Below are 25387 nucleotides of genomic sequence, written 5' to 3'. Positions count from 1 at the left end.
CACCGCTTGAAGATAGTTTGAGCAAGAAACGACGATGGCGCCTGCGGGCGCCATCGGTTTTTGTCAGAGGGAAGTTTATTCAGCGCTTTCTGTTACCGATACCGATAATGAAGATGTTCGTCCTTTCGCGGGCCCTGAATGGTCCATTCGAGATCGAAGCCCTGGGCCATGAAGGTCAAACGCGCCTGATAGCGGTCGTTACCGCACAGATGCGCCTCACGGGAAATGAGATCGCAACCCTGTTCGTGATCGGCAGTCACCAGATCGAATAACCATACCGCCGCATCAATGCCGCGCCGCTCGTGGCTCAAGACGATGGTGTCCGCCTGAGGCGTCCAGCGAAAGACATTGTGAAAGGCAATCGACTCGGCCGCTCCCTCCGGCCGAAAGCGGCCGCTTTCGAGGAACGTCAGGCTATTGTCGGCGTGCATCTTAGCGACGACCGTTCCATTGCCTCGGCCGGCCCAGCCACTTAGCGAACCCGCTTGGGGTTGTGAACTAAAACATACTCTTGAAGTTGACAGAAGCCGTTTGCGTAGCGCTAAGATAGCCGGCTCAATTGGTTTATTCACGGATCGCTCATGTCCTACCTGATTGGTGTCACGGCCCTATGGGCCTTCTCGTTCTCCCTGATCGGCGCTTATCTTGCTGGCCAGGTCGATAGTTATTTTGCGGTATTGGTGCGTATCGCACTCGCGAGTCTTCTGTTCTTGCCGTTCCTGCGGCCTTCGGCGCTTTCCAACGGCATGAAGATTGCCATGATGTGCATCGGGGCGGTTCAGCTGGGCTTGATGTACATCTTCTTTTACCAATCCTTTTTGCTGTTGTCGGTCCCCGAGGTGCTGCTCTTCACCATCTTCACGCCGCTCTATGTGACGTTACTCGATGACGCCATGGACAAGCGCTTCTCGCCATTCTATCTGCTTACTGCCGCCATTGCCGTACTGGGGGCTGCAGTGATTCGTTACGAGGGTATCAGTAGCGATTTCTGGCTTGGATTTTTAGTCGTGCAAGGTGCCAATCTATGTTTCGCCAGCGGTCAGGTTGCCTATCGGCATCTTGCCAATAGCCTGCCGCAGGATATTCCTCAGCGCAGCGTGTTCGGCTGGTTCTACCTGGGGGCGCTGGCGCTGGTAATCATTGCCTTCACCATCTTCGGCTCTACCGAGAAGCTACCCACCACGGGCGTGCAATGGGGTGTGCTGGGCTGGCTGGGACTGGCCGCTTCGGGGCTCGGCTATTTCCTGTGGAACAAGGGGGCGACTCAGGTCGATGCAGGAGCGCTTGCCATCATGAACAACGCGCTGATTCCTGCCGGGCTGCTGGTCAATCTGCTGATCTGGAACCGGGATGCGGACCTTGTGCGCCTGGCCTTGGGCGGTGCGATCATTCTCCTGGCCTTGCTGGTCAACGAATGGTGGGCAAGGCGCCGAAAGCAGCGCCACTCGACCACCGTTGCGTGAGCCCGGTGATCAGGGGGTGTTCGTTCCCGGTGTAGAAAAAGGCGGGAGCGGAATCCGATGAGGCCAGTCATCAGGAACGATGAACAGACGCTGCCAGCGACCGTCAGAATGCTTGAGTATCAGTTGCCGAGGCGATCGACGCTGAACGAAATGCTGTTCCAGCATTTCGTTCAGCCGGTTTAGTTCGATCAAGTCGGTATCGACGGGTGGCGCCAGCCAGTGCGGTTTATCGAGAAAGGCGCCGCGAATGGCGCTTTTGTCGTTGAGCGAGTTGCAAAACTCGGGCCAGCGGGAAAGGGCAAGCCAGTCACCGAAAAGTGCCTCGGGTGCGATCTCCCAAGGCGCGGGTAGCTGGGTTTCGCAGGGCCAGGGACGAAACAGCACGCCAAGCAACGCCAAACGAGACGTGAGAGGCGGAGCGCCGAAGGGTGCCAGCATGTCCGCGGCCTCGGGCCGAGAGGCCAAGGGCAGCTGATGATCGAGGCTGTGCTGGCGCTTGATGGCCAAGGAGTCGGCGCAGCCCGGGCCTATCCAGCGTGTCTGGCTATTCTCGGCATAGGGGCCTTGTGGCAAGCCGAGATAGTATTTGATCGCCAGTTCCAGATGCACCGGTTGGCTATCGCTGCCATGGCGATACAGCAGATCGAGCTCGCCAAGAGTACGCCTAGTGCCATCGCGGATGGTCAGATTGTGCGCCAACAGCTGCGTACCCGGGGCATGGTCCAGCAGGAAGTGCCAGAGTTTTTCATGATAGTGGCCCAGGCGGTTGACCAGGCTCGGCCCCACCTGAGCCTCGATCGTCTGGGGCTTTTGTTCGAAGGCATTTAGCCAGGCACGGCGCCGCTGAGGGTCTTCGAGCCCTAGCTCCTGCAACGAGGGGCGTCCGGCAGCCGGTGTTGTCAGTATATCCGGTGCGTGCAGCAGCCAGGCAAGGTCCCTGACCAATGGATGCCGTCGCCCGGCCAGGTCGGCAATGGTGGCGTCCTGGGAAGTGAGCGGTAGCGAGGACATCGGCGGAGCATCGGTGGAAGGCCAAGTTTGCAGTGTGCGCAAGCGGCGGATGCATTTCAAACATTGCATGACGTAGTCAGGGTCGTGACGGGTTTGCCCCGTATTCCCCTGAGCCCGCATAATGGCGCTTCTCGACGGGGTAACGGAGCGCCCATGGCATCCTTCAAGAATATCGGTCTGATCGGGCGTCTTGGCAGTGCCAAAGTGGTCGAGACGCTCAAACGCCTGGTGCGGTTTCTCAACGCTGCGCACTATCACGTCATCATTGAAGAGCGCACCGCCACGGTACTGCTCGATCATGGACAGCAGGAAGCTGGCACGCACCTCTTGGGCGATATCTGCGATCTGGTGATCGTGGTAGGCGGCGATGGCAGCATGCTGGGCGCGGGACGGGCGCTGTGTCGAAGCGGTACGCCGGTGTTGGGTATCAATCGGGGGCGCCTGGGGTTTCTGACTGATATCTCGCCGGACGAGGTGGAAGAGCGTGTAGGCGAGGTGCTGGCGGGCGACTACATGATCGAAGAGCGTTTCTTGCTGGATACCGAGGTCTTTCGCAGGGATGAGCTGGTGGGTACCGGGGAGAGTCTGAACGACGTGGTAATCCATCCGGGCAAGGCGGTACGCATGATCGAGTTCGAGCTGTTCGTCGACGGTCAATTCGTCTACAGCCAGCGCTCGGATGGGTTGATCATCGCAACGCCGACGGGCTCCACTGCTTACGCCTTGTCCGGCGGCGGGCCTATCGTACATCCCAAACTCGATGCCATCACCTTGGTGCCGATGTTTCCCCATACGCTATCGAGTCGCCCTATCGTGGTGGATGCGGCCAGCGAGATCGTGGTGCACATCGGCGAGACCAACGAAACCTATCCCCACGTTAGCTGCGATGGTCAGACCCGGGTGGTCTCGACCCCGGGCGATATCGTCCACGTGCGTCGCAAACCGCATAAACTCATGCTGATTCATCCGCGAGGACACAACTATTTCGAAATCTGTCGCAGCAAACTGGGCTGGAGTAGCCGGCTCGGAGAGTGATACGTCCATGATCGACAATGTCGATGGCTACGATCTGATAGGTGATGTGCACGGCTGTGGCGCGACCCTGGCGGCATTGCTCGAAAAGCTGGGTTATCACAATGATGAAGGTACCTATCGGCATCCCCGGCGCAAGGCCATCTTTCTTGGGGATCTCATCGACCGGGGGCCCCGTATCCGTCTGGCGGTATCCATCGTGCGTAACATGGTCGAGGCGGGAGAAGCGTTCATCGTCATGGGCAACCACGAGATCAATGCCCTGGCCTACAGCCGTCGATGCCCGCCAGACCTGAGTTGTGAATGGCTACGGGAACACACCCCACGCCATAACCGGGTCATTCAGGAAACCCTCGAGCAGTATCGCGACCATCCCGGAGAATGGGAGGAGACCCTGGCCTGGTTCATGGAAATACCCTTGCTGCTCGAACGGGATGGCTTGAGAGTAGTGCATGCCTGCTGGGACACACCGCTTATCAATCAGTTTCTGGCTCATTATCCAGACGCCCGCATCGATGAGGCGTTTCTCGATGATTCGGCGACACCGGAGAGTTTTGCCTTTCAAGTACTGGAGCGTTTGACTCGAGGTACCCATATCCGATTGCCGGAAGGCATCAAGATTCACTCCGGGGATGGCTTTACCCGGCGCACCTTTCGCGCTCACTTCTGGGCCCAGGCCCCGCGCACCTACGGCGATGTCATTTTTCAGCCAGACAACCTGCCGGGAGATCTCGAAGAGCGCTCTTTGTCAGAACGGGAACAGGCACGTCTGGCATACTATGGTCCTGAAGAACCGCCGCTTTTCATCGGCCACTACTGGTGTGAAGGGGTGCCGGCATTGCCGGCGCCCAATATCGCCTGCGTGGATTACAGTGCCGTGAAGTTCGGGCGCCTCGTGGCCTATCGCTGGGACGGGGAGCAGGCATTGAGTGCCGACAAGTTCGTCTGGGTACGGGTGCCACGAGATGAGCAGGCCAGGGTCCAGCCTCGGGAAATCGACTTCGATTAGAAGCCTTACAATTCATTACGCGAATTTTTCTTGATGATGGAAACTTGTACTGCCGACTGTCGTCTCAATAGGTGTTCCCTTGAATGATTCCTTGCTCGTTGTCCGGCGGTTCTCCCCGCCGGACTTTTTATTGTGTGGGATACTGGCCGCGTCGAATCCTATGCTGAGCGTACCGACAAGAAGAGGGCGAACCGATGCATAAGGTGCTGATGCTGCCCCGGGACACCGATACCCGAGCGCTTCGCAAGGCGCTCTGGGCCCAGCGTATCGGCCATCGTTTTACCGAAGAGAATGATGCCCAGGTACTATGGCTAGCCGATCCTCGTCAGCAGGAGGATCTGATGCAACTCATCGAGCGCTGGAAACGGGGCGAGTCATTGACCCTGAATGCCGAGCAGCGTTCCGGGCCGCGAGGTTGGCGCCAAGGAATACTGGCCGAAGCGCCTTTGGCAGCGGGTCTGATCCTGGTGTGCCTGGCGGTGTTTGGATTGATGGCCATCCTTGGTGATCTGGTCATCGCGGCCATGACAATTACCCCCCTTGGTGTAGTAGGGAACCAGCTTAGCGTCGGTACTCTTGGCGATACCCTGTCCTCGGGACAGATCTGGCGCCTGGTCTCACCGGCATTTTTGCACTTCGGCTGGACGCATCTGATCTTCAACATGCTGTGGCTGTGGTATTTCGGCCGTCAGATCGAAGCGCTGCAGGGGGCGTGGCGTCTGCTGGGCGTGGTAATTATCAGCGCATTGATCTCGAACCTGGCCCAGTACGCCACGGGCACTGTCTTGTTTGGCGGTATGTCCGGGGTTGATTATGCGCTGCTCGGCTATGTCTGGCTCATGGCCTGGCGAGCGCCGAAAAGCGGTTTTTTCGTGCCCCAGATGCTGGTGGTATTCATGCTGGGCTGGATGGTCTTTACCATGACGGATTTTGCCGAACCCATCGGCTTTGGCAACGTTGCCAACGAGGCCCATCTGGGCGGACTCATTAGCGGCCTGATAATGGGATGGCTGGCCAGCAGCCGCGCCCGCCGCATTTCGTGACAATTCTTGTGGAGCAGACGATGAGCGACATGACCTTCGAGCGCATGATTCAGCAGATGACACCAACCATTTATGAAAGCCTCAAACAGGCGGTGTCCCTGCGCAAGTGGCCCGACGGGCGTCGACTCAGCGAAGAGCAGACCGAGCTGTGTCTGGAAGCCGTGATGCGCTACGAAGCCGAACACAATGTACCGGAGAACGAACGGGTCGGGTATCTCGGCAGTAGCGGTTGTGGCAGCGACAAGAATGACAGTGAGGATAGCATCACGTGGGTGAACTGATTGCGCTCAGCGGCTGCTTGAGCAAGATGGACATCACGCCGGGTGACAATGATCAGCCGGCCCAGTATACGCTGCGCGCCGGCGAGCAGCGTCTTGGTCTCAATGCGCGCCTCGGTGAAACGTTGCATTTGAGACATACCGGGGCCATCGCCTGTACCCACTGCGGTCGTCCCATCCGCAAGAGCTTTGCCCAGGGCCATTGCTACCCTTGTTTCAAGCGCCTGGCCCAGTGCGATACTTGCATCGTCAAGCCGGAGCTTTGCCACTATTTCGCCGGTACCTGTCGGGAGCCCGAGTGGGGCGAGCGCCACTGCTTTCAGCCCCATGTCATCTATCTGGCCAACTCCTCGGGGCTCAAGGTGGGTATCACTCGCAAGACCCAGATGCCGACCCGCTGGCTGGATCAAGGGGCGATCCAGGCGCTGCCGATCCTCGAGGTCGATACCCGCCAGCAGTCCGGTTTCGTCGAGGTGCTGTTCAAGGAACTGGTCGCCGATCGCACCAACTGGCGCGCCATGCTCAAGGGCGAGGTGGCGCCCATGGACCTGCGCGCGGAGCGCGACCGTTTGCTTGAGTCGCTGTCCAGTGGGCTTGCCAACCTGCGCGAACGCTTCGGTGAAGATTTTCTGCGCCTTCTCGACGCCGAACCGATGAGCTTCGAGTACCCGGTGCTTCAATCGCCGACCAAGGTGGTATCCCACAACTTCGACAAGAATCCCGATGTTTCCGGCACGTTGCTCGGGTTGAAAGGACAATATGTGATGCTCGATACCGGCGTCATCAATCTGCGCAAGTTCTCCGGCTATGAAGTGAGCGTCCAGTAGTCTTGCCCTTCTAGCGTGGTATGTTGAGCGGGCAATCATCAAGGAGGTGTGACAATGCCAGGAATAGCAAGAATACTACTTGCCGCAGGAGTGGCTGCGACAGCGCTGGGCGCCCAGGCTCAGGAACAGAAGCAGGTCGATATCGCCACCCTCAATTGGGCCGAGAACATCGCCGCGGCCAACATGTGGAAGCTCGTGCTGGAGAAGGCGCCCTACAATTACCAAGTGGACATCACCAACGTCGGCAAGAGCGTAGCCTTCAGCGGTATCGCCAACGGCGACATGGACATCTCCCTGGAAACCTGGCTGCCCACCACCGACAAGGAGTACATCGAGCCCCACGAGGATCAACTGACCGTTCACGAATCCTGGTACGACGGCCCGGGGCTGGGATTGGTGGTGCCCGCCTATGTGGATATCGATTCGATTTCCGAACTTGCCGAAAAAGTCGGGGATTTTGACTATCAGGGCCGCCCGACCATCGTCGGCATCGATCCAGGCTCGACGATTTCCACCGCCACCGAGGATGCCATCGAGACCTACGATCTGCCGATGCGTCAGCTCAGCAGTTCCGAGGTCGCCATGATGGCGGCGTTCAAGGACGCCTACAAACGCCAGGAACCCATGGTAGTGACTCTGTGGAATCCGCACTGGGCCTTTGCCGAATACGATCTCAAGTATCTCGACGACCCGGAGAACGTCTACGGCGCCGAGGAAGAGGCCATTTACTGGTTCTCGCGCAAGGGGTTCGCGGAAGACGATCCCTGGTTGACCGCGGTACTCAACGCCTGGGAAATGGACGACGACTCCTTGGGTGGTTTGATGGCGATCATCGAGAAAACCGGCGACCCGGCCGAAGGCGCCCGGCAGTGGATCGAAGAGAACCGCGAGCTGGTGGATGGCTGGCTGCAGGCCGGTGACAGCGCGAATTGAGTGTACTCTTCAACAGATAGTCTTGGGATGCGACTCGGCCTGGTGTGTGTCGAGTCGCTCCAACCCGATGACAAACCTCGAAACACCCCCCAAAATGCTCGCGTCAATTCCGTCTGCCGAAAGATGAGTTCCACCGTGTCACCATCGCTTCGCCCGGCCTGTCCCGATGATCTCGATGCCCTTTGTCGGCTGGAACTCGAGTCCTTCGAGGGAGATCGCTTCAACCGTCGGCAGCTCACCCATTTGCTCACCCGCGCTCATGCCACTACCTGGGTTGTCGAGAATAAAAGCGGCCGCCTGCTTGGCTATGGAACACTGCTTTTTCGACGCAACAGCCGCAGCGCTCGGCTTTACTCCTTTTGCGTTCACCCAGAAGCCCGGGGGAAGGGTATCGGCCGGCGGATTGCAGAACGGCTCGAACAGGAAAGCAGAGAGCGTGCGCTGCAAAAACTGATTCTCGAGGTGCGTGCGGACAATCGTCGGGCAATCGGACTCTACCGTCGGCTTGGTTTTCTGCCCCGGCGTTGGCTGGACGACTACTACAGCGATGGCTGCGCTGCCTGGCAGATGGATAAGGTATTGGAACCAGAGGATGCGGTAGGCCTCGTTGTAGCGGGCTAGCTCGTCAGATCGAGGATGCGAACCATGATCGCTTGGGCTAGCATGATGCTTTCCATGAATGTTGCGGAGTTTTCATGCCTTCTTTCGATATCGTCTCTGAACTCGACAAGCACGAAGTGACCAATGCGGTGGATCAGGCCAATCGGGAGCTTGCGACCCGGTTCGATTTTCGCGGTGTTACCGCAAGCTTCAGTGAGGAAGGCGAGAACGTGAACCTGGAGGCGGATGCGGATTTTCAGCTGCGCCAGATGATCGATATCCTAAAGGGGCGTTTGATCGCCCGAGGCATCGATGTAAGCTGCCTGGAAGAAAAGGACGCGGATAGCAGCGGGGTGCGGGCCCGTCAGCAGCTAGTACTGCGCCAGGGCATCGATCAGCCATTGGCCAAGAAGATCGTCAAGGCGATCAAGGATGCCAAGCTCAAGGTGCAGGCCCAGATTCAGGGCGAAAAAGTGCGGGTTACCGGCAAGAAGCGCGACGATCTGCAAGAGACCATGATGCTGCTGAAAAACGATAAATCCATCGATATGCCGCTGCAGTTCAATAATTTTCGCGACTAGAATGAGGTGACGGAGCCTCACCGGCCGGGGGCTTCATCTTATCGGGAGACCTGCATGTCGACGCTGAGACGCGCGCTTTATACGAGCCTGGCGGGCATCAGCTTTGGTCTGGGTATCATTGGCGCCTTTCTGCCACTGATGCCGACGACGGTATTCATGCTGTTGGCGCTCTGGTTGGCGTCCAAGGGGTCTCCTCGATTCGCCCGCTGGATTCGTTGCCACCCCCGCTTTGGCCCTCCGATCGTCAGCTGGGAAAATGAGGGCGCCATCTCGCGTCAGGCCAAGTATCTTGCCTGCGCCATGCTGGCGCTATCGATGCTGATGATCGTCCTGAGCGTCGAATCCCGATGGTTGCAGGCGACTCTGATTCCCGGGCTTGCCTTGATAGGCGTATGGCTTGCCACTCGGCCGGAGCCCACGGACGTCGCCAATGCCGAGGCACCCGCTTCGCCAGAATCTGCCTCGTCAGAATCCCTCTTGTCTGAAAAAGCCTCTACTACCGATGACCAGACATCCCGTCGTGATCGTCTGTCCACCCAACGCTCGAGTCGCTGACTACTGCTTTCAGGGCTGTAGCCTCTTTGAGGCCCAGGACACCCGAGGCGTACAATGATCGGCAATTCGATTCAGGAGTTTCAGTTGATGACCATGTCGCAAGCAGCACCGACGAATGCGAAACCACAACCCACCTATCTGAGTGACTACCGGCCGCCCGCGTTTCGAGTGACCCATACCGAGCTCAAGTTTGAACTCGATCCATCGAATACGCGCGTCACGGCCGTGCTGAATCTCGAACGTCATCCGGATAGTGAGCCAGAACGTTCGCTGACCCTCAATGGTGAAAGGCTCTCCTTGCAGCGCATTGCCATCGATGGCCAGGAGCTTCAGGAAGGCGAGTACCGGCTCGATGAAAAATCCCTGACCATCGACAACCCGCCGGAGCGGATGCGGCTGGAGACCGAGGTGGTCATCGATCCCGCTTCCAATACCGCCCTGCAAGGGCTCTATGTCTCCAACGGCATGTTCTGTACCCAGTGCGAGGCGGAAGGTTTCCGCCGCATCACCTTCTACCCGGATCGCCCGGACGTCATGGCAACCTTTTCCACCACGGTGATCGGCAATCGCGAGCAGTTGCCGGTGCTGTTGTCCAACGGCAACCCGGTGGAGCGGGGCGACCTGCCGAACGGCAAGCATTTCGTCACCTGGGAAGACCCTCATCCCAAACCCAGCTACCTGTTTGCGCTGGTAGCGGGACAGCTCGAGAACATCGAGGATCGTTTCACCACCATGAGTGGTCGTGAGGTATTGCTGCAGATCTGGGTCGAGCCGCAGAACCTGGACAAGACCGAGCACGCCATGCGCTCGCTGAAGGCATCGATGAAGTGGGATGAAGAGACCTATGGCCGGGAGTACGACCTCGACCGCTTCATGATCGTCGCCGTGGATGATTTCAACATGGGGGCCATGGAGAACAAGGGTCTCAATATCTTCAACAGCGCCGCGGTGCTGACCCATCCCCAGACCGCCACGGACGCCGCCTTTCAGCGAGTGGAAGGGGTCGTGGCCCACGAGTATTTCCACAACTGGTCCGGCAACCGGGTCACCTGTCGCGACTGGTTCCAGCTGTCGCTGAAAGAGGGCTTTACCGTCTTTCGCGATCAAAGCTTCACCGCGGAGATGAACTCGGCGCCGGTCAAGCGCATTCAGGACGTCTCCTTCCTGCGTACCGCGCAGTTTGCGGAGGATTCCGGCCCGACCGCGCACCCGGTGCGCCCGGATCACTACATCGAGATCACCAACTTCTACACCCTGACCATCTACGAGAAAGGCTCGGAGATCGTGCGCATGCTGCGCCATCTGCTGGGATGGGAAACTTTTCGCGAGGGGTCGGATCTCTATTTCGAGCGCTTCGACGGCCAGGCGGTGACCATCGAGGATTTCGTCGGCTGCATGGCAGAGGTCTCCGGGCTTGATCTCGATCAGTTCATGCGCTGGTATTCCCAGGCCGGTACGCCGGAGATCGATGCCATTGGTGAATACGACTATGCCAAGGGTGAGTATCGTCTGACCCTGCGCCAGCGCACCCCGGCAACGGCGGATCAGCCCAACAAGCAGCCGCTGCACATTCCTGTGAAGGTCGGCCTTGTGGGTACCAAATCCGGTGAGGATCTGAGACTGACGCTGGAGGATTTGGAGGATCAGGCGAATCTGGACAAGGGCGGCGTACTGCATTTGCGGGAAGAAGAGCAGACGTTTGTCTTTACCGGGCTCGAAGAGGCGCCGATTCCGTCATTGCTGCGAGGGTTTTCCGCGCCGGCCAAGCTGCGCTTTCCCTATGGGCGCGATGATCTGGCATTTCTGCTCATGCACGATATCGACGGTTTCAATCGCTGGGATGCAGGCCAGCGTCTGGCCATGCTGGCACTCGACGACCTGATCGCAGCCCATCGCAACGGGGTGGAAAAGGTCATGGATTCGCGAGTCATCGACGCTTTTCGCAGCCTGCTGACCACCCCGACAGAAGACAAGGCGGTACTGGCGGAAATGCTCACGCTACCGTCCGAAGCCTATATCGCCGAGCAGCAGCCGGTGGTGGACGTGGATGCTATCCATGCTGCCCGTAGCTTCGTCAAGCAGTCACTCGCTTATGCATTGCGGGACGAGTTTCTGGCGATCTATCAAGCCAATCAGTCCAAGGCGGAGTACGTTCCCAATGCTGAACAGATTGCCCAGCGCAGTCTCAAGAACGTGGCGCTCTCCTATCTGATGAGCATCGAGGACGAGCAGGGCGTTGCCCTGGCCCAGCAGCAGTTCGAGGCGGATCACAACATGACCGACGTGCGGGCCGCCTTGACCCTACTGGTGCACAGCTCCCGGGGCGATATCGCCGATCCGGCACTGCGCGCCTTCGGCGAAAAGTGGGCCCAGGATCCGCTGGTCATGGATCAGTGGTTCAGCCTGCAGGTCACCCGGCCGCAATCCGATGCACTGGACCGGGTAAAATACCTGATGTCGCACCCGGCCTTTTCCCTCAAGAACCCCAACCGGGTACGGGCGCTGATCGGCACCTTCGTCGGCCAGAACCGTGTCAACTTCCATCGCCTGGACGGGGAAGGGTACAAGTTGCTGGCGGACGTAGTGATCGAGCTCAATAAGCTCAACCCGGAGATCGCCGCGCGCATCATTACGCCGCTGACTCGCTGGCAACGTTTCGATGAAGAGCGCCAAGAACTGATGAAGGCGCAGCTCGAGCGTATCCGCGCCGAGGATCTCTCGCCGAACGTCTATGAGGTGGTGGAAAAAGCCCTAGCCGGCTGATGCGAAAGCTGGCTAGCTTAATGGCTGGGTAAACAGAACGGGCCGCTCAAGTGAGCGGCCCGTTCTGTTTACGCTGTTTGATGAGATGTTCAGGGAGCGATGCGGTCATTGGCGGCGGTAAAACCTTGCAGCGATACCGGCAGGTCAAGGCGTTCACCTCGAGGCCCCATGATGCTGACGGTAGCTCTGGTGCCGTTGCGCATTTGCTGTAGCAGGGTTTCGGTAACAGGAATATCAGCACGACAGCCTTGCTCCTGGCACATCTGATAGGGGAATTTGATCGGTTCGCCGTTGTCGACGACAAGCTGCAGACCCGGTGCCAGACGGGTGCCAAGCGGCAGGATGAACGCCATCGCCGGTGCATCCAGCTCCTTGGGGTAGGCCATGATGACCTGCATGATGGGTTGACCGCCTTTGGGGTTGTCGACCAGCTGCATCATTGAACAGAGTTCTGCATTGCCGCCACCCTGGGGGCAGCGCACTTCCCAATCCTGGAAGTTTTCGACGCTCATGTTCGGAGCCGCCTGTCCTTGTTGTGCAAAGGCCTGTGGCAAGAGCCCGCCACAGAGCAGTAGCGCGAAAAGTCCAAGCCGTAATTTGAAACGAGAAAGCATAGGATATGTCGTCCTGGTTGTGATCCACTCCGCTACTTTACGTGACCGAATGGAGTTCGTCATGGGAGGGTGTAGGTTTTCATCATGCCATTAGCCAGCTCAGCACCAGCAGGCCCGCCACTGTCCAAATCACGCCACCAATGATGGAGCGGCCTACGAAACTGCTGATGCCCTTGATGAGCAGCAGTAGGCCGATGACCAAGACGACCATGTTGAACAGCGATGTGTTGACGCCCAAGGAACCGGATAGCCCCTCGACGAACTCGTAAATGGCGACTCCGATGCCGGCGAAGAAGCCTGAAAGCAGGTCGACGATCGCACGGATTGCTTCACCAATACTCTCGCCGAGCCAGTTGAAAAAACCGTCAGTTTGCATAAATCATCCGTGCAGTGAGTCCAGGGTGTCGGAATGTTGTTGGCCGCGCAGCCAGCTTATTTCCTGCGACCAGATAGCCGGCTCAATGGTTTCCAGTATCAATGGAATGCCATCGGTCCGCGTATCGCGCATCAGCGCGGTGAAGGCGTCGAGGCCGATATTGCCTTGCCCCAGGCTGTGATGACGATCGACCCGGCTGGCAAAGGCGCTCTTGGCATCGTTCAAGTGCATGCCGCGTAGATACTTCATGCCCACCACGGTATCGAATGCATCCAGCATGGCGGTGCAGGCCTCGGCGCTGCGCAACTCGTAACCCGCGGCGAAGGCGTGGCAGGTGTCGATGCATACGCCGACCCGGGTCTTGTCGTCGACCTGCTCGATGATCTCCGCCAGATGCTCGAAGCGGTGCCCCAGATTCGTGCCCTGACCGGCGGTGTTCTCGATCACCGCGGTGACGCCGCGGGTATGGGTAAGCACCTCGTTGATCGATTCGGCGATGCGTGAAAGGCATTCGCTTTCGGAAATCTTGCGCAGGTGGCTGCCCGGATGAAAGTTGAGCAGGGTAAGCCCTAAACGTTCGCAGCGCTGAAATTCATCAAGGAAGGCCGCCCGGGACTTCCTCAAGCCTTCGGGGTCGGGATGGCCGAGGTTGATCAGATAGCTGTCGTGGGGAAGGATCTGCTCCGGCGCGAATCCGTATTGCTCGCAGGCGGTCTTAAACGCCTCGATGGCTTCGTCCGTCAATGGCTTGCCTACCCATTGGCGCTGGTTCTTGGTGAACAGCGCAAAGGCATTGGCGCCTAGCTCATGGGCACGAATGACCGCCTGGTCGACACCACCGGCGGCACTGACATGGGCACCGATATATTTCATGGGAACTCGTGACTAAATGACTATCGAGGTATGGTAAAGCATTTGACTCAAGCCGTCGGCGCCGGCGGGTGATCAATCACCTGGCGCAGCACGAAGCTCGAATGTACGCCGCTGACCCCTTCGATGCGGGTGATGCGATTGAGCAACAGATCCTGATAGTCGTCCATGTCCCGCACCACCACCTTGAGCTGATAGTCGGCTTCCTGACCGGTAATCAGCAGGCATTCCAGTACCTGGGGCAGGGCGTCTATCTCCTTTTCGAAGTTGGCGAAGCGCTCTGGCGTATGGCGATCCATGGAGATGTGCAATAACACCATCAGGCTGTAGCCAAGGCGCTTCGCGTCCACCAGAGCGCGATAGCCGGTAATCAGCCCGTTTTCCTCCAGTGCGCGAACCCGGCGCAAACAAGGGGAGGGCGAAAGTCCGATGCGCTCCGCCAGTTCCTGGTTGCTGATGCGCCCTTCGCGCTGTAGCACGTCGAGGATGTGACGATCATAACGATCTAGCGCAGCAGGGGGCTCGTTTTTTGGCAAAAGGGGAGTTCCATATCGCTAATTTGCTAATTCGCGCTATTTTATGCCATTGAAGGCTGAAATATCATCCTATTTCGCAATCCACTACGCATTAAAATGGCGTAATCTAGTCACTATCGTTACCACGATAATCTCGTTGTGCCGGCAGCGGCTCCACAAGAGCCGCTGCCGGCGCTAGACTCACAAGGTCTAACACACGCTCATACATTCGCCGGCACAAGCTGACATCCGGCCTCAGACTCCGGCAAGGACACGACTCATGGCTTCTGTTTCCACTGCTTTCGATCATCGCAAATACGCACCGGCGGAGCCGGTACCGCTCACCAATCGCCAGTGGCCTTCCCGCACCTTGACCCAGGCGCCCTACTGGGCCAGCGTCGATCTGCGCGACGGTAACCAGGCGCTACTCGAGCCGATGAGCGTGGAGCAGAAGAAGCGATTGTGGGCGTTGCTGATCAAGGTCGGTTTGACGGAGATCGAGATCGGCTTTCCTGCGGCCAGTCAGCACGACTACGACTTCGTGCGCTGGCTGATCGAGGAAGACCAGATTCCCGAGGGCGTGAACGTCCAGGTGCTGGTGCAGGCACGTGAGCACTTGATCGAGAAGACCTTTGCCGCCCTGGAAGGCGCCAAGCGCGCCATCGTTCACGTCTACAACTCTACCTCCAAGGTACAGCGTGAGCGGGTCTTCGAGCAGGAGCGTGAGGGCATCATCGGTATCGCCGAGCAGGGCGCGCGCTGGGTGCAGGAGCATGCCGCGCGCTACCCGGATACCCACTGGACCTTCCAGTATTCCCCGGAAAGCTTCACCAGTACCGAGCTGGACTTCGCCGTGGAGATCTGCGAGGCAGTGATGGACGTCTGGCAGCCGACGCCGGAAAAGCCCTGCATCCTCAATCTGCCGGCCACGGTCGAAGTGGGGCCGGTCAATCATTTCGCCGATCAGATCGAGTACTTCATCACTCATCTCAAGAATCGCGAGAGCGCGATCATTTCGTTGCACACCCACAATGATCGGGGCGGCGCTGCGGCGGCAGCGGAGCTAGGGTTGCTTGCCGGTGCCGATCGCGTTGAAGGGACGCTGCTGGGCAACGGCGAGCGCACCGGCAACATGGACATCGTCACCCTGGCAATGAATCTCTACAGTCAGGGCATCGATCCCAAGCTCGATCTTTCCAATCCGGACGAGATCATCCAGGTGTGTACCGAATGCACCGGCTTGACGGTGCATCCGCGCCACCCTTGGATCGGCGAGCTGGTCTACACCGCCTTTTCCGGCAGCCATCAGGACGCCATTCGCAAGTGCCTGCACAAGCAGCAGGATGACGAGGCGTGGCAGGTGGCTTATCTGCCCATCGATCCCAAGGATCTGGGGCGCGACTATCAGGCGGTGATCCGCGTCAACAGCCAGTCCGGCAAGGGCGGCATGGCCTTCCTGCTTGAGCGGGATTTCGGCATCAGTCTGCCGCGCTGGATGACCCTGGAGCTGGCGCCTCATGTCCAGGCCGCCAGCGAAAAGACCAATGGCGAACTGTCGAGTCAGATGATTCGGGATATTCTGCTCGACACCTTTATGCAAGATGCCCCGCTCACCCTCAAGGGGTATCGCCTGGACCGGGAAGGCGCCGAGAAGTTGACGGCGACGCTGATGCGGGGCGGCGACGCCATTGCGCTCGAAGGTCAGGGTAATGGCGCCATTTCTGCATTCATGGATGCCTGGCAGCGTCATACCGGCCAGAGCGTCAACGTGGTGGACTATGGCGAGCACGCCCTGGGAGAAGGGAGCGACGCCGTGGCCATTGCTTTCGTGCAGCTCAATATCGATGGGGCAAGAGTCAGCGGCATGGCGGAGGATGGCGACACCGTGAGCGCCTCCATCAAGGCGGTGCTCTCGGCGATCAATCGCAGCGATGCCGCTATGGAATTGGTCGGCGCGTCTCAGGCGCAAACACGCGCAGCCAGCGCGTGATGAAAGTTGGAAACTGATGCTGCCAAATGACAACGGCCGCCTTTAAGGCGGCCGATTTTTTTGAAATATAGCGCTGCCGCTCGAGTTCGATCAGTTGTCGCTGCGAACCTGGGCATGGCTGATCAATGCAAAAATGAACGTGCCGCCCACTACGTTGCCGAGTAGCGTCGGTAATGCAAACTTGAAGACGTAATCGCTCATGCTGGCCTTGCCATCGAAAACCAGATATAGCACCTCCGTGGAGCCCACGATGATGTGTGTGAACCCGCCAAGACCAATCAGCGAGGTAACGATCAGAATCACCCAAACCTTGGCATCCCCGGCGGCGGGAATCAGCCACACCATGGTCGCAATCATCCAGCCGGCAATGGCGCCCTTGGCAAACATCTGGCCGGTATCGTTGCTCAGGATCTTTTCTCCCAGGCCAATAAAAACTTCCTGGGTCTGGCTGTCGAACAAAGGCATGGCCAGAAGAAGATAGGCGGAGATCGCGACGCCGATCAGATTGCCGATGAGTACCACGCTCCATAAGCGCAGCAGGTAGAAGAGCTTGTAGAGCCCCGGTTCGGTCACCAGAGGCAGTACCGCTGTGACGGTGTTTTCGGTAAATAGCTGCTGGTGTGCCAGGATGACGACGATGAAGCCGACGGCGTATCCCAGGGAAGAGATCAACACGCCGATGTCGTTATCTGGAAGATGCGATTTGATCAAGCCGATGGCCAGCATCGAAAAGCTCATCGACATGCCAGCGGCAATGGCCGACCACAGCAGCGCCGAAACGGTACGGCCAAGCTCCTTTTCTCCTTGGGTACGAATCGTCTTGTGTATGGCAGCTACTTCGGTTTGACGGGTATTGTTCTCTGAATCCGAGACGCTGGAACTTGATTTATTGGTCGTGGACAAAGGGGCGGTTCCTTCCGATGGAAAAAGCAAGTGCTCTTGACTGTGGTCGATAGGGTGAGGTGCTGCAATATTTTATCGCTTATTCAACGGATCAGGCATATTTAAAAGGTCATAAAATCAAATTCTGGGCAATGTTTTCTGGAAATTTCACTTTAGGAAAATACGCTTGACTGATGTAGGAAAGAGTCATGTCTGATGTGTCATTAGCGATTGTGCTCAATCTGGGTGCCGCCTGGCTGGCGGGTAGTCTGATTGGGCTTGAACGTAGCTATCACGGACGCCCTGCAGGGTTTCGCACCCATGCTCTGGTGTGCGGCGCATCGGCGATGCTGATGCTCGTGTCCGTGCACCAGGGTGAATGGATGGCAGGCAGCAGTCTGGCGGAGACGGCGATACGCACCGATCCGACTCGCATGGCTCAGGGCATCATGACCGGTATCGGGTTTCTAGGTGCTGGCGTCATCTTCAAGGAAGGCCTGACGGTGCGCGGGCTGACCACGGCAGCGTCGATCTGGGTTACTTCGGCACTGGGTATCCTGTTTGGTATCGGCTTTTTCTATCTCGCGGTCGTGGCGACCATTGCAACGCTGGTGACCCTCTCGACCTTTCGCTGGGTGGAAAATCGTCTACCGAGCAAGTTATTTGCCGATCATATGCTGTGCTATGCCATCGAGGCGGTGGATGATGAGGCAAAGGTACGTAAGATGATTACCGAACATGGATGCACTATTAAATCAATGAGCTATAGTCTGGGTGAACGTGGCACCCTCTATCGCTACCATATGGTATTGCAAACCAACCACCAGCAGAATCTGGCGAGATTGGCAGCCTATCTGCGTGATTCGAATACCATTCAAGAATATCGGCTAGTGTCGTCGACATGAGAGCTGGGGCACATAACATCATAAGTAAGGAACGCAGGAATGGCCGATGCAACGGCGGGTATGACGCGTTTGATCATCAATGGCAAGTCGTCACAGGTTCCTGAATTACGTGAGGCCGTGAAGGCGTTACGAAAAGAGGGATACGATCTCCAGGTGCGTGTTACCTGGGAGTTGGGGGATGGCCTGCGCTACGCTCAGGAAGCCTGCCGCGAAGGTATTGGCCGATTGATCGTTGGCGGTGGTGACGGCAGCGTCAATGAAGTCGTCAACGGTTTGATGCGCCTCGAGGAAGCCGAACGCGCAGCGCTGGGCGTACTTCCTCTAGGGAGTGCCAACGATCTTGCCCGTGGCCTTGGTCTATCTCTCGAACCGCAGATCGCCCTGCGCGAAGCGTTGAGCGTCTCGTCCAGAGCTGTGGATGTTGCGCACCTGGGAGACGATTATTTCATCAATGTCGCATCCGGGGGCTTTGGCGCCCAAGTGACCACCTCGACGCCCAGGGCGCTCAAGCGTGTGCTGGGAGGCGGCGCCTACGCGCTGATGGGCATGTTCAAGGTCTGGCACTATCGACCTTACAGCGGCCTCATCCGCTGGAACGAAAATGGGCAAGAAAAAGAGATCGAAGCCCCGCTTTTTCTACTGGCCATTGCTAATGGCTCCCAGGCCGGAGGAGGTCAGCAATTGGCGCCACAGGCCAAGATCGATGATGGGTTGCTGGATATATTGATCGTGCGTCATTTCTCCTCGTTGAGTGAAATGCGCCAGCTGATGCACGAACTCGAACGTATTCCGGAAAACGGCGACTTTGTACGCACGGTGCGCGCGCCGAGGGTTACTTTTCACGCGGATGGTGCGTTTCCGCTCAATCTTGACGGTGAACCGCGTTATCTGCGGGAGTTCGAGGCCACGCTGATACCCCGTGCCATTCGTATGCTACTGCCTACGAGCAGTCCGCTATTGTCCTCCGTATCGACTGCTCAAGCCGAAACCGTCTCCAGCTGAACGCAACTCTGGATTTTTCAGGAGGCTTTACAAGAGACTGCTCTGCCTCTAGCATGCTGTGCCTTCGTGGAGCGTCTGCCTTGCTCCACCGCTGGTCTCGCTTTGCCGATGACTGCATCACCAGCGTTAACGAACGTCACCTGACATGACGCTATCGCCGGAGAGAGTTCATGACAAAGTACAATTCGCCAAGACCTGTTTTGGCTAGATTCATCTTCATTGCCGTCATTGTGATTGGCGATATTTTTCCCAAACGTATGAATCCCCGGGCATATGCCTCCTTTCGCCAGAAAGGCGATCCCTAGCGACTCCCCAGACACCTGGCCCCTGAGACCAGTCTTTTTCATGTCGGCTTCTGCCAACGCTTCTTGCCTATCTGAACCTGTGAGCTCTGGCATCGCCTCACGCTCCCAGAATCCAGATCTGATCGACTAGCTTTGGGCTGCGTTTTGCAAGCCACATCCCGTTACGATCACCGCGTCGAATTTTCGCGCTGGTCCGTCCATCAACGCTGATGCCACCTGTCGTTAGGATTGCAGCAACGCTGTGGCCAAGGATGCGGCATCCAGCCCGACCGAGAGATCCTACCTTGAACGACGCAGGCTTCTATCAATTCTCTACCCTCACGGTACTGCTCCTTTTAGCAGCCTTCTATGGCGGCACCTATCTGCTGACCCTGACCATCAAGAAAGGCAAGGAGGATACCGACGCCTTCATGGTCTCCAATCACCGGATTGGCTTTGGCATGGGGGCGGCCAGCATGACCGCCACCTGGATCTGGGCGGCTTCCTTCTACGCTGCCGCTACCTCCGGCTACACCTACGGCGTTTCCGGCCCGCTCCATTACGGCCTATGGGGCGCGCTGATGATTCTGTTCATCTATCCCTTCGGTCAGCGCTTTCGCAAGCTGGCGCCTAATGCGCATACGCTGGGGGAGTTGATTCATGCCCGCCACGGGTCTTCCAGCCAGTTGATCTTGGCGTTTTCCAATCTGCTGGGCAGTATCATCAGCTTGATGGTCAACTTTACTGCTGCTGGAGCGCTGGTCTCGGTACTGTCACCGCTCTCCTTTCAGGTAGGCGTGATTATCGCCGGTGTCGGGGTGCTGGGGTATACCCTGTGGTCTGGCTTTCGCGCCTCGGTGCTTACCGATTTCGCTCAGCTCATGGCCCTGATGGCCATCGCCGTCGTGATTATTCCTGCGGTGCTATTTGCCATGGGTGGCCCATCGGTCATGGTGGAAGGACTCGGCAACCTGACCAGTGAACAGGCCAATCTGTTTTCCACGGACGCTATTCTCAACCAGGGCGCGCCGTATTTCGTTGCCGTACTGGCCTACGCCATCGGTAACCAGACGATCTCCCAGCGTCTGTTCGCGGTCAACGAAGATCACATCAAGCCTACGTTCATCACCGCTACTATCGGCTATGGCGCCATCGTTATCGGTCTTGGCATGATCGGTCTGATGGCGTTGACCGTTGGTGTCGAACCGATGAACGGTGACATGAACAACCTGATTCCGCAGATGGTGTCCACCTACCTGCCACCGGTATTCATTGGTCTGTTCTTCATTCTGGTGATCGGCTCGCTCTCGTCCACCGCGGATTCCGATCTATCGGCCCTGTCCGCCATCGTGATGGCGGATGTCTACGGCAAGAATCTGGCCAAGGGCAGGGCAGACCCCAGGAAGATGCTCTTCATCGGACGTTTGACCATGGTCATTGCCACCGTGATCGGCATCGTCTTTGCCAGCTTCTCTCTGGATATCTTGGTGATGCTGGTATTCGTCGGTGCGCTATGGGGCGCCATCGTGTTTCCGGTGATTGCCAGCTGCTTCTGGAATCGAGTCACCAATGCCGCCTTTACCTGGTCGGTCGTCGTCGCGCTGGTCATGTTCTGTCTGGCGCGCTTTGAGGTGCTGTCCATGACGGGGGTGGTGGCGCTGTTCTTCGAACTGTTGGCTTCGATCGGCGCCGGCGTGGTGATCGGGCTGATGAGCTTTGGCTTCTGCGGGCGCCGTATCGGCGCTATTGCAGGTATTGTTACCGCCGTGGCGATGGCCTTTTTTGCGACCGACTTCCTGCGGGACTATACCGTACTGCTGTCGTCGCTGACCGCTTACGGTACCAGCACTCTAGTGTGCGTGGTGCTGAGCCTGATGGCCAACGAGCACTTCGACTTCAATGACATCAAACGTCGGGTGGGCAATTACGACCATGATGAAGGCGTTGGCATGGCTGTAGACAAGCCTAAACCCGGTATCGCCAGCTACGAATAACCATGATGCGACCAAGCCTCGGTGTCATCGCTGGGGCGAATGGAGGAAAGAAAATGCAAACGTTGATTTATGGCACCTATATTCTGATTTGGCCTACCATTACCCTGGCGGTATTGCTGCTGATCTGTTCAGCGGTTCGCAAGGATATTCGCGCGGCCAAGCGAGAAAAGCGCGACTTGGTCTAGCTTGAGGCTTTTATAGATCCCTGTGTCGCTGTCAGAAATAGAGTAACGAATCTAGCCCGTGCCAGGGAAAACCCAATTGCCGGGAGTAAACTCGTCTCTCTAACAATTCTGCGCTTGAATATGAGAAGGTCGAGTCAAGGAGGAATATTTTATGCCGCATCCATTTCATCTGGCCGTGCAGGTGCGTGATATCGATGAGTCTAGAAGGTTCTATGGCGATCTACTTGGCTGCGCGGAAGGGCGCTCCAGCGACATTTGGGTCGATTTCAATCTCTATGGTCATCAATTCGTTTGCCACCTGAATCCCGAGTTAGAGAGCGTTCAGGGTAATCTTCACCGGAACGCCGTGGATGGCCATGGTGTGCCCGTGCCTCACTTTGGCGTCGTGCTGGATATGCCGGAATGGGAAAGCCTGGTCGATCGTCTGACTCGGGCGGGAATACGTTTCGAGATAGAGCCTTACATCCGTTTTCATGGTGAGCCAGGCGAGCAGGCGACCATGTTCTTTTTCGACCCATCGGGCAACGCGCTGGAGTTCAAGGCGTTTCGTGATATCGAGGGTCAACTGTTTGCTACTTGAGGAAATATCATGGATGAGTTCATGCAGGCGGCTGTCGACGAAGCGCGCCGGGGGCTGGAAGAAGGAGGGGTACCCATTGGCTCGGTACTGGTCTATCGTGGCCGTATCATAGGGCGTGGGCATAATCAGCGCCATCAACGCGGTAGCGTGGTGTTGCATGCTGAAATGGATGCGTTGGAGAATGCGGGGCGTCAGCCCGCGTCCGTCTACAGTGAGTGTGTGCTTTATACCACCTTGTCGCCGTGCCCGATGTGCAGCGGCGCGATCCTGCTTTATGGCATTCCGCATTTGACGATAGGCGAGAACCGTACCTTCATGGGGGCTGAAACGCATCTTCGCGAAGGCGGGGTCAAGCTCGAAATCATTGATAGCAAGGAATGCCGCGAGTTGATGGAGGCATTCATCGAGCGTCATCCGGATCTGTGGAATGAGGACATCGGCGTATAAGTAATGCGGGCAACCGTTCTATCTTGCGCAAGGGGGCTGGGTTTGCTGCAATGACGCTGCATCGGACGAGGGGTTCATTCATTTTCAAGGAGAGGATTGATGGCCAAAGCGCCCTGGATGTTGCCTACAGCAACACTGATGCTGTCACTGGGCTTGGCAGCTTGTGACGATGGGGAGAAACCATCGACGCAATCGAGTCAAACGAGTAGCGATTCAGTGCAAATCGCGCAGGCATCACCGCAGTCGCCTGAACGGTCGAATAGTCAGGCTCAGACTGGTTCATCTTCAAATGGTGCAGCAACGGCGCCTGAAGAACCTACTGCTACGGTAAATGACGATCAGACGATGCCCAGTGATACGCGCTCGAGCGATTCCACTATTGGTAGCAGTTCAGGAGAAAAGGCTGCGGATAGCTCATGGGATAACACGGAAGATGATGTCAACGAGGCGTTGAAGGAAACGGAGAGGCGCTTCGAGGAAGCAGAGAAGGAGCTCGAAGAGCAGTTCAAGGCCGCGGAAGAGGAAGACGTCAAGCAGAACCAGGAGGTCGATGGGTTGGACAAAGGAAATCGACCCTAGCGGCATAAACGACGGACACGAAAAGGCCCACTCGTAAGTGGGCCTCTTACTGCAATCCGCTTATCTAAAACGGATTACTACATCGTGCAGCCGCGATTACTCGGGCTTGATGTTGGCAGCCTGAAGGCCTTTCTTGCCCTGAGTGACGTCGAAGGAAACCTTCTGTCCGTCCTGCAGAGACTTGAAGCCGTCAGCTTGAATTTCAGAGAAGTGAGCGAAGAGGTCATCACCGCCGTCGTCCGGAGAAATGAAACCAAAGCCTTTTGTATCGTTGAACCACTTGACAGTGCCAGTTGCCATTGTCGATTTCCTTACTGCTAACTAGATGATATTGATGTGGTTTCGAGAAGCCGTGAGCTGCTTTCCACCATCAGTGCGAGGCTCATATGCTAGAGAAAACGCGCACGAGGATTATCGAGGGGAATCGATTACAACCGACGTCATTCTGCTTACAAACCAACGGATGAGAGAATGGGCTATTCACTCGATAGGGTCAAGAACTATTTGCCATAATACTCAGGAGTATGACACATTCCACTATGGTGTGCGCAAGCAAAAAAGGCCTGCCGCAACAAGCCCTTTTTGCTATCGAATGCTGGTTGATGAGAGGAGGCGAAGAAGTCGACGCCTTTTGCCTCGAAGAGGCAGTGGGGTTAATTCACAACCTTGATATTAGCAGCCTGAAGGCCCTTTTTGCCCTGGGTGACATCGAAAGAGACCTTTTGTCCATCCTGCAGGGTCTTGAAGCCATCCGCCTGGATTTCGGAGAAGTGAGCAAACAGGTCGTCGCCGCCATCGTCTGGGGAGATGAAGCCGTAGCCCTTGGTATCGTTGAACCACTTGACAGTGCCAGTTGCCATTTGCAGATTTCCTCGACTAGCTAATGATGGTGCTGGGTATAAATCGGACCGATACCTTCTTTACACCCGTCATACTTCAATTACATGGATCATCAGCAGCAGATTCGTCGCCCAATGCCGGAAAAGCGAACGGAAGGGCAATGTCGAGCCAGTTGCTCAATGATGCAAGTTCGTATCCCAAGGGTTCTGCCGTACTGCTATACCGGCACTTTTCAGGTTACGATGCTCGCTAAAGCAACATAGTTGGAAAAATCATGCACGTCCAGAACGTCGATTATGCATCATCGGATGCTGCCGAACACTTCGCGCAGTCGTTGCGCGATACGGGATTTGGGGTTTTGCGTAACCATCCGTTGCCTGATGCTTTGCTCGAGTCGATCTATCGCCGTTGGCAAGCATTCTTCGATAGCGACGACAAACATGCCTGGCGCTTCGACCCCCTGCGCCAGGATGGCTATTTTCCGCCGGACGTCTCGGAAACTGCCAAGGGTCATGGCGTCAAGGATCTCAAGGAGTATTACCACGTCTATCCCTGGGGGCGTATACCGGATTCGCTGCGTGATGAGGTCATGGACTATTACCGGCGTGCGGAGTCCCTTGCTGCGACGCTACTTGGCTGGATCGAGGCGCAAACGCCTGCCGAAGTGGCACGTCACTATCATGAGCCGCTGTCTCATATGGTCGAGGGTAGTGAGCAGACCTTGCTGCGGGTGTTGCATTACCCCCCATTGGCCGGCAACGAACAGCCTGATGCGGTAAGGGCCGCCGCCCATGAGGATATCAATCTGTTGACGGTGCTGCCTGCCGCCAACGAGCCGGGCCTTGAAGTACGTGGTCGGGAGGGTAAATGGCATCAGGTGCCTTGCGATCCTGGGCAGCTGGTGATCAATGTCGGCGATATGCTGCAGGAGGCGTCCCAAGGTTATTTCCCTTCCACTACCCATCGAGTGGTCAATCCCGTCGGGGCAGCTTGTTCCCAATCGCGTTTATCGTTGCCACTGTTCTTGCATCCACGCCCCGAGGTCGAGCTGTCACAGCGCCATACGGCGGATAGCTATCTCAAGGAAAGACTCAGGGAGCTTGGCGTCCTCTAGGGTCTGTTGACGTTTCGTTCACGGCCGCGCTGGCGTCAGTTTTTATTCGGGGCAAGGCAGGAGGAGAGAGGTTTGGTTATTCCAAATGAACGACGACTAACGCCGCAGCGGATAA

General features: G+C 57.3%; 29 protein-coding genes. 20 read left to right on the top strand and 9 right to left on the bottom strand.

Features of this window, described 5'->3' with window-relative positions:
• Positions 1-92 precede the first annotated feature (92 nt).
• Entirely contained in the window at positions 93-572 is a 480-nt protein-coding gene (locus H7850_RS06845; RefSeq protein ID WP_227368777.1) for a DUF6314 family protein, read from the bottom strand.
• Between the two features lie 9 nt (positions 573-581).
• On the opposite strand from H7850_RS06845, the gene H7850_RS06840 reads away from it, so the two are divergent.
• Positions 582-1463, top strand: coding sequence for a carboxylate/amino acid/amine transporter (locus tag H7850_RS06840; protein WP_227368776.1), 882 nt, complete (start codon positions 582-584; stop codon positions 1461-1463).
• Positions 1464-1472: 9 nt separating this feature from the next.
• On the opposite strand, the gene H7850_RS06835 is transcribed toward H7850_RS06840, so the two are convergent.
• Positions 1473-2474, bottom strand: a complete 1002-nt coding sequence (locus H7850_RS06835; protein ID WP_227368775.1) for a DUF1853 family protein — start codon at positions 2472-2474, stop codon at positions 1473-1475.
• 153 nt (positions 2475-2627) lie between these two features.
• Here H7850_RS06835 and H7850_RS06830 point away from each other — a divergent pair, with 153 nt between their 5' ends.
• From H7850_RS06830 to pepN, 10 genes are all read left to right on the top strand, one after another.
• Positions 2628-3509 (top strand): NAD(+) kinase, encoded by an 882-nt coding sequence (locus H7850_RS06830; RefSeq protein WP_227368774.1) that lies wholly within the window; start codon positions 2628-2630, stop codon positions 3507-3509.
• A gap of 7 nt (positions 3510-3516) precedes the next feature.
• Entirely contained in the window at positions 3517-4515 is a 999-nt protein-coding gene (locus tag H7850_RS06825) for a metallophosphoesterase (protein WP_227368773.1), read from the top strand.
• Between the two features lie 194 nt (positions 4516-4709).
• On the top strand, positions 4710-5558 hold the full coding sequence (locus H7850_RS06820) for a rhomboid family intramembrane serine protease (protein WP_227368772.1): 849 nt from the start codon (positions 4710-4712) through the stop codon (positions 5556-5558).
• 20 nt (positions 5559-5578) lie between these two features.
• The gene (locus H7850_RS06815; RefSeq protein ID WP_227368771.1) at positions 5579-5839 is read left to right on the top strand and encodes a YeaC family protein; all 261 of its coding nucleotides are present in this window, start codon (positions 5579-5581) and stop codon (positions 5837-5839) included.
• 26 nt (positions 5840-5865) lie between these two features.
• Positions 5866-6663: a DUF2797 domain-containing protein gene (locus H7850_RS06810; RefSeq protein WP_227369165.1), complete on the top strand. Its 798-nt coding sequence runs from the start codon at positions 5866-5868 to the stop codon at positions 6661-6663.
• Positions 6664-6717: 54 nt separating this feature from the next.
• Positions 6718-7596, top strand: coding sequence for a glycine betaine ABC transporter substrate-binding protein (locus H7850_RS06805; protein WP_227368770.1), 879 nt, complete (start codon positions 6718-6720; stop codon positions 7594-7596).
• A 135-nt stretch (positions 7597-7731) separates the two neighbouring features.
• Positions 7732-8217, top strand: coding sequence for a GNAT family N-acetyltransferase (locus tag H7850_RS06800; RefSeq protein ID WP_227368769.1), 486 nt, complete (start codon positions 7732-7734; stop codon positions 8215-8217).
• 74 nt (positions 8218-8291) lie between these two features.
• Positions 8292-8777, top strand: a complete 486-nt coding sequence (locus H7850_RS06795) for a YajQ family cyclic di-GMP-binding protein (RefSeq protein WP_227368768.1) — start codon at positions 8292-8294, stop codon at positions 8775-8777.
• A 54-nt stretch (positions 8778-8831) separates the two neighbouring features.
• The gene (locus tag H7850_RS06790) at positions 8832-9332 is read left to right on the top strand and encodes a YbaN family protein (RefSeq protein ID WP_227368767.1); all 501 of its coding nucleotides are present in this window, start codon (positions 8832-8834) and stop codon (positions 9330-9332) included.
• A 93-nt stretch (positions 9333-9425) separates the two neighbouring features.
• Positions 9426-12095 carry an aminopeptidase N gene (pepN, locus tag H7850_RS06785; RefSeq protein ID WP_227369164.1) on the top strand — a complete coding sequence of 890 codons (2670 nt, stop codon included), beginning with the start codon at positions 9426-9428 and terminating at the stop codon, positions 12093-12095.
• Positions 12096-12184: 89 nt separating this feature from the next.
• Here the strand turns inward: pepN and H7850_RS06780 are convergent, their stop codons facing one another.
• The 4 genes from H7850_RS06780 to H7850_RS06765 form a co-directional block, all read right to left on the bottom strand.
• A complete protein-coding gene (locus H7850_RS06780; protein ID WP_227368766.1) occupies positions 12185-12607 on the bottom strand; it encodes an invasion associated locus B family protein in 423 nt (140 codons plus the stop codon).
• A 184-nt stretch (positions 12608-12791) separates the two neighbouring features.
• Positions 12792-13085, bottom strand: coding sequence for a hypothetical protein (locus H7850_RS06775; RefSeq protein ID WP_227368765.1), 294 nt, complete (start codon positions 13083-13085; stop codon positions 12792-12794).
• A 3-nt stretch (positions 13086-13088) separates the two neighbouring features.
• Positions 13089-13958, bottom strand: coding sequence for a deoxyribonuclease IV (gene nfo, locus H7850_RS06770; protein ID WP_227368764.1), 870 nt, complete (start codon positions 13956-13958; stop codon positions 13089-13091).
• Between the two features lie 47 nt (positions 13959-14005).
• Positions 14006-14491: an Lrp/AsnC family transcriptional regulator gene (locus tag H7850_RS06765; protein WP_227368763.1), complete on the bottom strand. Its 486-nt coding sequence runs from the start codon at positions 14489-14491 to the stop codon at positions 14006-14008.
• Positions 14492-14750: 259 nt separating this feature from the next.
• Between H7850_RS06765 and H7850_RS06760 the strand changes: the two genes are divergently transcribed.
• Entirely contained in the window at positions 14751-16460 is a 1710-nt protein-coding gene (locus tag H7850_RS06760) for a 2-isopropylmalate synthase (RefSeq protein WP_227368762.1), read from the top strand.
• 90 nt (positions 16461-16550) lie between these two features.
• Here the strand turns inward: H7850_RS06760 and H7850_RS06755 are convergent, their stop codons facing one another.
• On the bottom strand, positions 16551-17363 hold the full coding sequence (locus H7850_RS06755; protein ID WP_227368761.1) for a formate/nitrite transporter family protein: 813 nt from the start codon (positions 17361-17363) through the stop codon (positions 16551-16553).
• A gap of 188 nt (positions 17364-17551) precedes the next feature.
• Between H7850_RS06755 and H7850_RS06750 the strand changes: the two genes are divergently transcribed.
• From H7850_RS06750 to H7850_RS06720, 7 genes are all read left to right on the top strand, one after another.
• Complete coding sequence (locus H7850_RS06750) at positions 17552-18247, top strand: MgtC/SapB family protein (RefSeq protein WP_227368760.1); 696 nt, start codon at positions 17552-17554, stop codon at positions 18245-18247.
• Positions 18248-18286: 39 nt separating this feature from the next.
• Positions 18287-19249 (top strand): lipid kinase YegS, encoded by a 963-nt coding sequence (yegS, locus tag H7850_RS06745; RefSeq protein ID WP_227368759.1) that lies wholly within the window; start codon positions 18287-18289, stop codon positions 19247-19249.
• A gap of 589 nt (positions 19250-19838) precedes the next feature.
• Positions 19839-21527, top strand: a complete 1689-nt coding sequence (locus H7850_RS06740; protein WP_227368758.1) for a sodium:solute symporter family protein — start codon at positions 19839-19841, stop codon at positions 21525-21527.
• 53 nt (positions 21528-21580) lie between these two features.
• Positions 21581-21712, top strand: coding sequence for a putative transporter small subunit (locus tag H7850_RS06735; RefSeq protein WP_227368757.1), 132 nt, complete (start codon positions 21581-21583; stop codon positions 21710-21712).
• A gap of 151 nt (positions 21713-21863) precedes the next feature.
• Positions 21864-22292, top strand: coding sequence for a VOC family protein (locus H7850_RS06730; RefSeq protein ID WP_227368756.1), 429 nt, complete (start codon positions 21864-21866; stop codon positions 22290-22292).
• Positions 22293-22301: 9 nt separating this feature from the next.
• Positions 22302-22739 carry a nucleoside deaminase gene (locus H7850_RS06725; protein ID WP_227368755.1) on the top strand — a complete coding sequence of 146 codons (438 nt, stop codon included), beginning with the start codon at positions 22302-22304 and terminating at the stop codon, positions 22737-22739.
• 99 nt (positions 22740-22838) lie between these two features.
• Positions 22839-23318, top strand: a complete 480-nt coding sequence (locus H7850_RS06720; protein ID WP_227368754.1) for a hypothetical protein — start codon at positions 22839-22841, stop codon at positions 23316-23318.
• A gap of 96 nt (positions 23319-23414) precedes the next feature.
• On the opposite strand, the gene H7850_RS06715 is transcribed toward H7850_RS06720, so the two are convergent.
• Both H7850_RS06715 and H7850_RS06710 read right to left on the bottom strand, forming a co-directional pair.
• Complete coding sequence (locus H7850_RS06715) at positions 23415-23618, bottom strand: cold-shock protein (protein ID WP_048308232.1); 204 nt, start codon at positions 23616-23618, stop codon at positions 23415-23417.
• Positions 23619-23971: 353 nt separating this feature from the next.
• Positions 23972-24178 (bottom strand): cold-shock protein, encoded by a 207-nt coding sequence (locus H7850_RS06710; RefSeq protein WP_048308231.1) that lies wholly within the window; start codon positions 24176-24178, stop codon positions 23972-23974.
• Between the two features lie 254 nt (positions 24179-24432).
• On the opposite strand from H7850_RS06710, the gene H7850_RS06705 reads away from it, so the two are divergent.
• Positions 24433-25272, top strand: coding sequence for an isopenicillin N synthase family dioxygenase (locus H7850_RS06705; protein ID WP_227368753.1), 840 nt, complete (start codon positions 24433-24435; stop codon positions 25270-25272).
• Positions 25273-25387 lie beyond the last annotated feature (115 nt).

Origin of the sequence: Halomonas sp. M20 (assembly GCF_020622265.1) — a bacterium.
In the GTDB taxonomy this organism is placed as follows: Bacteria; Pseudomonadota; Gammaproteobacteria; order Pseudomonadales; family Halomonadaceae; genus Modicisalibacter.
Note: the sequence above shows the minus strand (reverse complement) of the source record. Positions and strands in the feature narration are given on the sequence as shown.